This is a genomic window from Acidobacteriota bacterium, from assembly GCA_029861955.1.
Classification (GTDB): domain Bacteria; phylum Acidobacteriota; class Polarisedimenticolia; order Polarisedimenticolales; family Polarisedimenticolaceae; genus JAOTYK01.
In genome coordinates this window covers 130,765-143,305 of the sequence record JAOTYK010000001.1, presented here as the reverse complement: position 1 = coordinate 143,305, position 12,541 = coordinate 130,765, and the positions used below count along the sequence as shown (strand labels likewise).

The window sequence follows — 12,541 nt, the reverse complement described above, 5'->3', positions numbered from 1 at the left end:
CTAAACATGCCTCAGGGGCAAGGCTGGAAGTTGGGACGTAATTGCCCGACCCAGTCCTGACCTAGACTACCCTCAAATGCCGGCGATGTCAGGGTCACCAGGTAGAAGACCGGCACTCCCTGCGCCGGGACGTAAGTCGCGCTGAACGGCAAGGCAGTGTCCTCGACGTCACAGAATTGGTCTGCGTAGACCAGTACCGGTCTCTGAGTGTACTGGCCGGAGTTCCGGAGTTTGTTGATTCCGCTGCGGTAGATGTTGTAGTGCGCTCCGGCCGGATAGAGATCCCAGACCAGCGTCTGAGAATCCGTGAACCTCAGATTGAACACTTCGCCACTTGGATACTCGAACGCTCCGACGTCGGCGATGGCCAGCATATCGCCGTCTCCGTCGTACGGGCGGGTGAATCGATCGAGGTCATTGATCGGCGAGACGGCCTGATCGGCAGCGTCGACCAACGGCGACTCTTGACGCAGGCGGTAGTTTCCGGACGCCGGATTCTGCATCTGCGGATCGACACTGGAGTTGCCACTCATCGAGGCCGTACTTCCCGAGCCGTTGTAGAAGTCACCCCCAACGTTGTTGAAGATGTTGTTGTTGTTGAGTTCTCCGAAGAACGCGCTATGGTCAAGACCCCCGCCCAACAGCGCCGAATTCTCGATCACGATGTTGTTGGCGAAGACGCCCGGATCTGACGCCAACAGGTCGTCAAGAAACACGCCGCCCCCGACACCGACATCCAGAACGTTGCCGATGATCGTATTGTTGATCACGAACGTGGTCCCTGATTCAAACGTGGACGCCGCGATGCCCGCACCGAACAACGCTGCGTCTGCGCAAAAATACGAATCACCGTCGCTGTCGGCAATGTCGGGCGTCATCGGGTCACAGTCATTGTCCACCCCGTCGCAACCGATCTCGACGGCGCCCGTGTTGATCGTCATGTCCCCGTCGTTACAATCGACATCACAGGTAAAGCCGTCCATATCGACGTCGAACAGATCGACCGTACCCGGGTTGCAATCGTTATCCTTGCCGTCGTCGCAGACCTCTTGCTGATTCGTATTGACGTCGGGGTCTGCATCGTCACAGTCGACGTCGCAGAAGAACCCATCGCCGTCGACATCGCCGAAATCGACGGTAGCCGGATTGCAATCGTTATCGATCGCGTCGTTGCAGATCTCCGGCGCTCCGGGATTGATCGAGGCGACACTGTCGTTGCAATCGATCCCGCACGCACCGCCATCGTACCCGTCGCCATCGGAATCGGCGCAACTGCAATCGGAGTCGGCGTTATCCGTATCCCCGTCGCAATCGTTGTCGATACCGTCGTCACATTTCTCCGCGACGGAAGGATTGACCGCGTCGTTATCTTCTTCACAATCGACGGAACAATCGAATCCGTCCCCGTCATCGTCCGCCAGATCGAGGGTCAGGGGATCGCAGTCATTGTCGATACCATCGTTGCAAACCTCGACCGCATCCGGATTCACGGCAGCGGCATCGTCATCGCAGTCGATCGTACAAATGAACGTGTCTACGTCGAAATCGAATACGTCCAGCGTCACCGGATCGCAATCGTTATCTATCGCGTCCCCGCACAACTCCGTTAGTCCCGGCGCAATGGCGGCGTTGCCGTCATCGCAATCCAAATCGCAGTTGACGCCGTCCATATCGAAGTCGAAGATATCGGCCGTCATCGCATCGCAGTCGTTATCGATGGAGTCGTCGCAGATTTCTGGGAATCCCGGATAGACGAACGCATCAAAATCATCGCAATCCGTCAGGCAATCGACACCATCACCGTCCAGGTCGTCGATGTCCAGTGTCAACGGATTGCAATCGTTGTCGATCGCATCGTCGCACACTTCTTGCGCGGCCGGGTTGATCGCCGCGACGTCATCGTTGCAATCGAGGCAGACATACCCGTCGCCATCCGTGTCATCCGTGTCGACGCAGTCAAAGCATTCGTCATCGGAGCCGTCGGTATCACCATCGCAGTCGTTATCGATCGTGTCGTCGCATTTCTCCGGCGCCGTGGGATTGATCAATGGGTTGTCGTCGTCACAATCCACGCTGCACAGGAACCCGTCGCGATCGTCATCGCGGATATCTGCGGTCAGGGTGCTGCAATCATTGTCGATCCCGTCGCAACCGATTTCGGTCTGGTTGGGATTGACATTGAAGTCGTCGTCATTACAGTCGAAGAAACAGTTAAACGTATCGCCGTCGTTATCTTCGACATCGGGAGTGAGGCCACTGCAGTCATTATCCTGGAAATCACAGGGCACCTCGACAGCCCCCGGGAAGATGGTGGGGTCGTTGTCTGCGCAGTCCCCGGCGCAATTGAATCCATCCATGTCGGCATCCAAAAGGTCGTCGGTGCCGGCATCGCAATCGTTATCGATTCCATCACAGCCGATCTCCTGAACTCCGGGATTGATCAGCGGGTCCAGGTCGTTACAATCCACAGCGCACGCGCCGCCGGCCCAGCCATCTCCGTCGAGGTCCTCGCAGAGACAGTCCGGGTCATCGTCGCCAAAGTCCAGGGTCACCAGTGGCACCACGACAAGGTCTGTCGAGAACTGTCCGCCGCCGGTCGGGACGGCGTTGTACACACCCACCGCGATGACGTTGATACCGGAATGCATCGCCGCAAGTGCGGTTCCGGTCACATCGATCAAGACACCGTAGTCCGGCAGCTGAGCGTTGCTGGACTCGTGTGGCAACGGATCGGTATCCCACAGCGGCGGTCCAGCGGGGATCCCCGGCGACCGATAGACTTCGACACCGTTGATCCACATGACGTAACCATCGTCATAGTCGGCGCCGATCGACACCGAATTAACGGCCGCGATGTCAGGAATATTGAACTTGGACCGCGCATACACCGAACTGGTTCCCTCGGGTACGAACGTCGAGATCAGATCGTCGGCTCCCGTCCCGGGCGGCCCGACCTGATAACCGACGCCGTAGGATCCATTGGACCACGGGTTGTCATCAAAGAACTCGCCCACCCAGGCCAGCGCTATCCCAGGGTCTGAGTTGTTCGCGAGATAGCGCATCGATGAGTTGATCTGGACGATACGAAAGTCCGGGTTATTGAAGTCGATCAGACCGTCGCAATCGTTGTCCTTGAGGTCCGTGCAATTCTCGTTCGTTCCCGGAACGTTCGTCGGGTCATTGTCATCACAATCCGCGATACAGTCGGCGCCATCGCCGTCCGCATCGAGCAGATCTGGCGTACCGGGGTCGCAATCGTTGTCGATCCCGTCATTGCAGACTTCTTCCATGCCCGGATTGATACTCGTGACGCCGTCATTACAGTCAACGGCACAGGTGCCACCGGCATAGCCGTCGCCGTCACTATCCGGGCATCCGGAACACTGCGCATCGGCGAGGTCCGTGTCGGAGTTACAGTTGTTGTCGATGCCGTCATTGCAGATCTCGAACGCCGCGAGGTTCACCGCAGGATTCGTGTCCTCACAGTCGACGTCGCAAAGATCACCGTCACCGTCCTGGTCAAATATGTCCACAGTGAGCGCGGAGCAGTCGTTATCGATTCCGTCGTTACACACCTCGTTGGCACCGGGGTTGATCGAGGCGACTTGATCGTTGCAGTCTTGGCAACGATAGGTGTCGGCGTCCAGATCGACCGGACTGTCGCAATTGCATTCCAGGTCCTGGGAATCGATGAATCCGTCGCAATTGTTGTCAAGACCGTCAAAGCAGAACTCGACGACCGACGGGTTGATCGCCGGCGAATTATCGTTGCAATCCTCGCTGCAATCGAAGAAATCGTTGTCGGCGTCCTGGATATCCGACGTCGAACTATTGCAATCGTTGTCCAGACCGTCACACGGGATTTCGGGGGCACCGGGGTTGGTAGTCAGGTTCGTATCATCACAATCGTTGACGCATGTGAACCCATCGAGATCCCCATCGACAATATCCGGGCTGGCGACGTCGCAATCGTTGTCGATGGTGTCCCCGCAGATCTCCACACGACCAGGATTGATCAGGGGGTCGGCGTCATTGCAGTCCGCGCAGGCGTAGTCATCCTCGTCCACGTCCGCACACAGACAATCGGCATCTTCGCTACCAATCACCAATCGAAATTCCGGAACCAGGACAAGGTCCGGCGACGTGCCGGGCAATTCCGTATACACCCCGATCGCAAGGACGTTCTCTCCATCGACTAGTTCCGGGAGAGCGGCAGTGCTGACGTCGTTGAACGTTCCGAAGTCCGGTTCGGTTCCGTTACTGGATTCGTGAGGAGCCGGGTCGGCATTCCACACAGGATCCCCAGCGGGCATCTCCGGCGAACGGAAGATCTCGACACCGTTCAACCAGACGACGTAGCCATCGTCGTAGTCGGCCGCGAGGTGGGCGGCAGTCACAGCCGCCGCAGTCTCCACCTGAAATCGGGTTCGTGTGTAGACCGAAGCCGACGTGTCAGTGACCGACGTCGATATGAGATTGGCGGCATCCATGTCGGTATCGAATCCAACACCGAACGTCCCGTCGTCCCAGCCACTGTCGTCAAACGCGGTCTCGACCCATGTCAGTAGGAGGATGGGATTGGTAACATTGTCCCGATACTTGGTAACCGTGCCCTCGGTGACCGGGAAGAAGTTTCCGGGATCGAAGTTGTCGACGTTACCGTCACAGTCGTTGTCGATCTGATCTTCGCAATTCTCCGGGGCGCCGGGATAGATAGCGGCATCGGTGTCGTCGCAGTCGAGATCGCACATGAACCCGTCCCCGTCGCCATCGACGATATCGAAGGTATTCGGGTTGCAATCGTTGTCAATGCCGTCGTTACAGATCTCCTCGAGCCCCGGGCTCGAAAGTCCTACCGCGTCATCACAGTCCTTGACGCCGGGAAAGCCGCGATTGTTGACGATCAGGTTGTTGGCCATCGTCGTCGTCGAAGTGGAAAAATCGCGAGAGAATATCGCAGCGCCCTGATTGGCCTGATTACTCCGAATTTCGTTTCTTGAGATCGTCGCCGACGCGGCTGCATTGTTCTGCGAGAAGATCCCGCCGCCAGCGTAGGAGATATTGCCCTCGATCAGGTTCTCGAGAATCAAGACGCTGGAAAACTTGGAGACGATGTAGATCCCGCCACCCCGGCCGTCAAGAGGTGCCTCGATGGACTTGGCGACGTTGTTCCGAATCGTGCTGTTGCGAATAAGAGGTGTCTCGGGACTCTCGTTCAGGATGTAGATGCCACCACCGAAGCCGATGTCGACATTGAGAAGGTTGTCCTCGATGATGCAGTCGATGATCGACGGCGAGGAGTTGCTGATCAGGATGCCACCACCGGCAAATATACCCACGTTCCCCAGTTCACCGATCCGATCGCCGCTGCCGCCCCGGATCGTGAAATCGGTCAGTCGAGGGTTCTGTCGAGTTCCATTAAATGTGACGACCGAGTTCTGCAGACCGGTGCCGTCGATGATCGTATTGGTGGCGGACTCGCCACTGACACTGACCCCATCCGACATCAGGATGGTCTCGTTATAGGTACCGGCGGCCACGCTGACGAGGTCGCCCACTGATGCCGCAATAATGCCCTGCTGGATCGTTCGATAGGGAAAACCCAACGTCCCATCCGGGAACGCGGCCGTGCTCTGGGCGTCGACGTAGATCGTCGCCGCCCACATCGGCGTAATACAAACAACGAAGAAAGCAGCTAGAGCGAGAATCCTGATCCAGCCGCGTTGTCTCTGTGTGTCCATTGTGTTGGGTGCCCCAGGTCTGGAAGTTACGTCTGACATCATTAGGTGGCCGCAAAAAAAAACTGGGAGGGGAAAAATTCCCCCCCCAGTTTTCAAACACTAACTAAGACCCGCCGAGGCGGATCCTCTACCCAATTACGGGCAGGTATCGAAGTCGAGGCACGTGAACGCGCCGTCTCCGGACATGTCCGGCGGGTTCGTCGGCGCGCAACCGGTGCTGCCCGCTACGTCGAGACCATAGCTGAACACGGCGGCACCACTAAACGCGCGGACGCGGATGCAGTACTCGCCAGCCGGGAGACAACCTTCGACCAACGAGAGGAGGCCAGGGCCTTCATCGTCGTCGCATGCGAGGACGGTGTCGTCGGCGCAGTCGACCAGCTCGATTGCCGTATCGCCGCCACCGCTGGTAGCGAGGCTAACGAAGGTGCTATCACCCAGGCTGAGCTTGTAGGAGTCAAAATCGCAACCCGGGTTGATGGCAGAAGCAAAGCTGTCGCCCACGGCGATCGCGTTGGCAGTGCTGCAGTCATCGTTCGGCTCAGCTTCGGCAAGCGGCACAGAGGCAGCTTCCGTGATGAGCGTGTACGGGAAGTTCGGGTTCAGGAAGAACGACGTCACGTTCATGATGTAGTTGGCATCAGCCGACGTGTTGCCAAGGAGGTCATCAGCCGAGGCCGGCAGGATGACTTCGATGCGCGACAGGAAGCCGGTGCCAAAGTCGTCGTTCTCGACGCCGAGGAAGAAGAAGTCTCCGTTGTCGTCGGGACCGATGAACAGCTGGAGCGCGGTGTCAACGGCGTTCGAGTCGTAACCATCCGTCTGGAAGATCGCGAGGACTTCGTCGTCGATGTCAAACGCGAAGTAGTCATCGTCCTGGAAAGGACGACTACTCGCGTAGTCGAAGATACCGTGCACGGTGTCGCCGAGGGACATCGGGGTGGCATCTGCGAGAAGGTCGTTGGGCTCTTTCTCGAAGTTACAATCGACTTCATTCTTGACCTGCAGCTGATAGTTGAACTCTCCGGCACCGGCGCCAGGTGCACCGCTGGGGCTCCAACCGAAGGTCTGGACGACCCAGTCGCCATTGACGGAGGAGTCATCGGAGTTGGCTGCCGTACGCGGCATGCAGAGCAGCAGCTCGGAACCAAAGTCACCGCCACCCCGATCGTCGTTGGTCGCCAGCACGTTCTCTTCACCGAACGGGCTGTTGAACAGGAAGATCGGAATACAATCCGGGAAGCCGGCCAGCGGCATTTCCGGGTTTCCTAATCCGTCAGCGTCGGGATCGTTGATCACGTCGGCGCAGTCTGCGTCCACCGTGCAGTTGTAGCCGAAGCCAGCGACCGGGGTGTTGCAACGACCGCCATAGCCGAGCTCGGTCTGGTAGAGCAGATTCATGATCGTGTCCGGGTTGTCGGTCGCACCGGAACCGCTGAATCCGTTAAAGAACGTCGGGTACTCAGAGGCGGTACCCATGCGGACCAGAGAGTTCTTGGTCAGCGCGACCTGCGCGTGGTCGATGTCGCCAGACGGGAAGATCGAACGGTCCTGGATCTCCTTCTTGGCACGGCCCCAACCGTTGGCGGTGTGCGGGATCGCGTTCGGATGCCCGATGGAAGCGCCATCGGCACGAGCGGAGTCATCCTCGTAGTCATCCAATTGCGGAACAACACAGCTCGCGCCGGAAATCACGAGATCAAATCCGTCGACCGCGAAGATGTCGAGGAAGCCACCGACCTCGATGTAGAGGCTGGAGCCGCCCGCGAGACACGGAAGGTCGATCAAGGACATGAACGGAGCATTGGCCAACGGGCTGTCGTCGTTGTAGGCGATCTGGCCAGCGCCAGCAGCGCCGTCGCAACCGGCCCAGACGGTCAGGTCGGTGTCGTCGCTGAAGCCGCCCGGCGTGTCCGAGACGGTCTCGACGCGAAGCTGCTCACCAACCGGGAAAGTACCCGAGATGTTATACACGCGCCAGTTGTGATCGCCGGCGGCGACATTCATCGTCTCGCTGGCGAGTGCCGGAGCGGCCATGTCGCAACTCGGGCCGGCGGCATCGCGCGTCGCAACGGCGTCGGTGTTGTTGTCGAACGCGATGGCGAAGACGTCGCCACCGAGATCGGCGATTCGCTGCTCGAGCCGAGCGCGGCGGCCCGGATCCGAGGTGTACTGCAGTGCACGACCGAGGAGCTGAACGCCCTTGCTCGGAGTGTCGGCATACACGTCAGCGAGCATCGTGTAGGTCTGGCCGAGAATCTTGTCGCCAACGTCGCCAAGCGCAAGGATTCGCTGGAGGTTGGTGACGGCGTCCTGGCCTTCTAGTTTCGCCGCTGCAGACAGAAGGTTCTCCGCCTTCGCCCGCGTGGCCGTCGCCGAACCGGCCACACGGCCCTGCTCGGAGATGTGAGCAAACTCACCGAGAACATCGGTGGAGTCCACGTCGTTGGTTGTGCCACGCTCGCCGCGGGTCACTCGGTCGGCTCGATCATCAATGCTTCGCTCTGCCGACAGGGCTGGCCCGAAGGCAAGGGCAAGGCACATCGAGACGACCATCGCAAACACAAACTTCTGTCTCATGCTCCCCCCTTATGGGAATGGTTTCAGATCCTTTATCTAGCCCCATTAATGGGACTTCTTTCGAGGTATCGGAAAAGTACCCAAACTACCTGAGGCAGGCAAGGACTAATTTCCGCGAATATTTCGATGCCGTAATTTGATGGCTGAGCCCTTAAGTTGCTTATTTCAAACAGTTTACAAGGCCAGAGGGGGCTGTCACCTTGGCGTCGGCGGGACACCGAACTCGGCCGAATAATTGCAATACAGCAACTCGGGCCTCGACGAGACTACCGTGGGGCGCCGTATTGTTCTCCGGCGGGGACCGGAACCGTCAATCGGTTTTGCTGCGGCGGCAGTGGGCAGGTGGCGAAGCTGGTAAAAGCGCAGGGTGGGTTGTAGGCACGGTTGAAATCCAGATCGACACGATCCCCCGGATGGATCCGAGCGTAGAGATAACGGCCGGCCCCATAAGTGGTCGTCCCGTTGGTCGAGTCCTTGAAGATGATGAAGATCTCCGAATCCGACGCGCTGTTGACCAGCGCCTCGAGATGGACCGCCTGCCCGTCGGCGATGAAATCCACGGTGCCGAGCGAGAGCATCTCGGCGGGAGTCTCGATGACCGTATCGATCACGACGCTCTTCGGCTCGGCATAGCGGGTCAGTCTGGCCGGAATCTTCCAGCGGAGATCGACCGGATAAGCCTCGAGCCCGGCGAAACCGCTCTGGGTGACACGAGCCGGATCCTTGACCCGCACGCCGAACCGATCTCCCCTCTGGAGTAGGGTCAGCTGGATCCGACCGATTCGGATCTGTCCCTCCGCACCCGGAACCCACTCTTCGATTCCGCTGATCGGCGCATCACGGCGAGTCAGCTCGACACCGGACGCGACGTCCAGAGTCACCTTCCCCAGAGCCAGTTCGATCGCGCCCACGACTGCCGGTGCGACCTCCGCGGGTAGTTTCAGATCGGCCTTATCCCCTGCGCCGACCACGGTCTTGCCCGCAGGGAGCCAGTAGAGATCGATGACCGAGAGCCAGCCATAGTCGGTCTGGAGTCGCTTCTCGCGGGCCTGTCGATACGACTCGACGGTCTCCTGGTAAAGCGACTGCTGGGCCACGACCGGGGCTCCGACGATCGTCAGGGCCAGGGCCAGGAGAGCCGTCGTCGTTCCAACTTTAAAAGAGACCATCACACCTCCGCTACAGGATCGATCGGGCTCGCTCGGCCAGGGATTCCAGCGGCCGAGCCCCAAAATGACTGATGATCTCTCCGGCGGCCATGCTTCCCAGCCGACCGGATTGTGGCCAGTCCAGGCCCTGGGCGTGGCCGAAGAGCACCCCGGCCGCGTAAAGATCCCCGGCTCCCGTGGTGTCCACGACCTTCCCGACGGGGGCCGCATCCACGGGGTGAACGTCTCCTCCGGCAAGAAGGATCGATCCTTTGGGACCACGAGTCACCGCCCCCACCACGTCATGCTGGGTCAGGCCTCGAATCGCCTCATCGAGATCGGATGTCCGGTAGAGGGCGAGCAGCTCGTCCTCGTTGGCGAACAACAGATCGATCGGCCCCTCGATCAGCCGATGAAACTCGTCACGATGCCGCTCGACGCAGAACGGATCCGAAAGCGTGAGGGCGACGGTCCGGCCTGCTTCGTGGGCGATCCGGGCCGCCTCGAGAAACGCCTCCTTGGCGGCCGGCGGATCCCAGAGATAGCCCTCGAGGTAGGTGATCTTCGCGGCGGCGATCGCCTCCGGGTCGAGATCGGTCACCGACAGCTCTGCACTGATCCCGAGAAACGTCTGCATCGTACGCTGGGCATCCGGGGTGACGACGATGACGCAGCGGGCGGTCGGCGGCCCACTTTCCGCCGCGGCGGTCTCGAAGATCACACCCGCCTCGCGGATATCGCTTCGGAACAGCGCCCCGAGAGAATCGTTGCGAACCTTTCCCACGTACGTGGCGGCCCCTCCGAGTGAGGCCACACCGACCAGCGTGTTGGCGGCCGACCCACCGGAGCATTGCCGTGGGTCCTCCAACTCCTGATAGATCTCGATCGCGCGATCGGCATCGATCAGCGTCATCCCGCCCTTGGGCAAGCCATGGCTCTCGAGAAACGCGTCGGGCTTCTCCACCAGGACATCCACGATAGCGTTGCCGATCCCAAGAACGTCAATTTTCTGACTCACGACTATTTCCCCTCTGCGACGGCTCGCTCATACTTGTCGGCGAGCATCGTAACGAATAGCCCGACGTCGGTCACGATACCGGCCGTCTGCAACGAACCCCGGTCCGCCAACTTCGTCACGACGGATGGATTGATATCGACACAAACCGTCTGGACCGACGACGGGATCATGTTGCCCGTCGCAATCCCGTGAAGCATCGTCGACAGGATAACAACGGCACCGGCGCCCTTCAGGAGCTTGCCGTAGGCGCCCTGCGCCTCGTTCATATCGGTCACGGTGTCCGGGAGCGGCCCGTCGTCTCGTAGGCTTCCGGCCAACACGAACGGAACCCCGCACTGAACCGCTTGGTGCATGATGCCGCGGGTCAGCGTTCCATCCTTGACGGCCGCCGGGATCGATCCGGAGCGACTTATTGCGTTGATCGCGCGCATGTGGTTGCGATGCCCCTCGACGACGGGCTCACCGTTGTCCGTATTGATTCCGAGTGAGGTGCCGTACAGAGCGCGTTCGATATCGTGAACGGCCAGGGCATTGCCGGCGAGGATGGCGTCAAAAGCGCCCGCCGCGATCAGACGCTCCAACGCCCCGACACCGCCCGTGTGGACGACCACCGGGCCACTCACCAGAACGACGTTCTTGCCCTCTGCCTTCAGACTACGTATATCGGCAACCAACTCATCGATGATGTGCTCGACCCGTCTCTCGGACGAGATGTCGCTGTTCATGAACCCGAAGTCGGACTGCTCGCGCTCCGAAGCCGGTGGATGGACACGTATCCCGTGGTTCTCCACGACGACTCGGTCCCCCTTACGGATATCCCGAAGCTTCACGCATCGAGCGACCGCCCCATCCAGCACGATCATGGCGTCCATCCGCTGATCCGCGACGGTGGTCCATCCGCCGTCGATTCTGACCTCGGTAACATGATTTGACGTCGAATAGAACGTGTCGGGCACGACCCCGTCGCTGGGTGCCTCTTCCAGTTCCACGTCAGACGTGACCTGCCAGACCGCACCTAGACCGACCAGCCGATCGGTCAGTTCGTTCAGATCATCGATTTCAGGGATCTTTACGGTCAAACGACCTCGGGACATCTGGTCCGGAGTCTTCCCCACCTCGAAGTCGATAAACTCGTACACCCCGCCGGCCCGGGTGACCTGCTCCTTCAGTTTCGTCAGGAGCCCGGCTTCGAGCAGATGGCCCTCGATTGAAAATGTTCTCTTCTCGCTCATTCCGAGCCGTCTCCCGTCTCGGCTCGCGACAGGATTTCCCGCGCGAGTTCCAGATGAAGTGCTTCGATCATCTCGCCGTCCACGACGACGACACCGGCTCGATCCCCGTCCTGGCGGACCCACTCCTCGGCGACCCGCTCAGCCCACCGCCTCTCGTCCGGTGTCGGCGAGAAGACACGGTGGATGGTCGCGAGCTGATCTGGATGGATACAACTCTTGGCGTCGTATCCCAGACGTCGGGCCAGGGTAGCGTGTCTTTCAAGTCCCGTCTCGTCCCGGAAGTGGAAGTAGACGCTGTCGATCGCCAGCAGGTCGTGAGTCCGCGCCGCGAGAACGATCTCCGACAGGAGGACGTGTTCCCACTGGCGTTCTTCATCCGGACGCGCGCCCATCGAACGGGCGAGATCGGCGGATCCGACGATCAGGGCGGAGACCTGAGGTGCGACCGCGGCCAGTTCCCGGACCCGCGTCACGCCGGTCGCGGTCTCGATCATCAGGCCGACCCGGGTTTCCCAATCCGCCACGTGACGACAGACGTGCGCGACCCGCTCGACCTGCTCGACCTTCGGCAGGACGACCCACGACGGCCGAAGGCGGGCGATCAACTCCAGATCGGCGGCCAACCCGTCGTCGTCGCCGTTGACCCGCAGCCAGGCCTTCTCTGGTGGGAGACCGAACGGCCAGCCGTCGAGGAGTCGTTGGCGAGCGGCGGGCTTTTCGGAAGCGGAGACGCCGTCTTCGAGATCGATGACGAACGCGTCGGCGGCGAGGCTCGCCATCTTGTCGAGCTTCTCGGTGCGGGAGGCCGGAACGTAAAGCAGG

6 protein-coding genes are annotated in these 12,541 nt (G+C 60.1%); all 6 read right to left on the bottom strand.

Annotated features, from left to right (window positions below):
* Positions 1 to 11: 11 nt before the first annotated feature.
* A complete protein-coding gene (locus OES25_00625; GenBank protein MDH3626142.1) occupies positions 12 to 5,666 on the bottom strand; it encodes a MopE-related protein in 5,655 nt (1,884 codons plus the stop codon).
* A gap of 210 nt (positions 5,667 to 5,876) precedes the next feature.
* Entirely contained in the window at positions 5,877 to 8,321 is a 2,445-nt protein-coding gene (locus tag OES25_00620; protein ID MDH3626141.1) for a hypothetical protein, read from the bottom strand.
* Positions 8,322 to 8,587: 266 nt separating this feature from the next.
* Positions 8,588 to 9,490, bottom strand: a complete 903-nt coding sequence (locus OES25_00615; protein MDH3626140.1) for a DUF1684 domain-containing protein — start codon at positions 9,488 to 9,490, stop codon at positions 8,588 to 8,590.
* Positions 9,491 to 9,500: 10 nt separating this feature from the next.
* Positions 9,501 to 10,487 carry an adenosine kinase gene (locus OES25_00610; protein MDH3626139.1) on the bottom strand — a complete coding sequence of 329 codons (987 nt, stop codon included), beginning with the start codon at positions 10,485 to 10,487 and terminating at the stop codon, positions 9,501 to 9,503.
* A gap of 2 nt (positions 10,488 to 10,489) precedes the next feature.
* Positions 10,490 to 11,719: a TIGR00300 family protein gene (locus tag OES25_00605; GenBank protein ID MDH3626138.1), complete on the bottom strand. Its 1,230-nt coding sequence runs from the start codon at positions 11,717 to 11,719 to the stop codon at positions 10,490 to 10,492.
* Positions 11,716 to 12,540: a CoA ester lyase gene (locus OES25_00600; protein ID MDH3626137.1), complete on the bottom strand. Its 825-nt coding sequence runs from the start codon at positions 12,538 to 12,540 to the stop codon at positions 11,716 to 11,718. The genes OES25_00605 and OES25_00600 overlap by 4 nt, the downstream gene beginning before the upstream one ends.
* Position 12,541 lies beyond the last annotated feature (1 nt).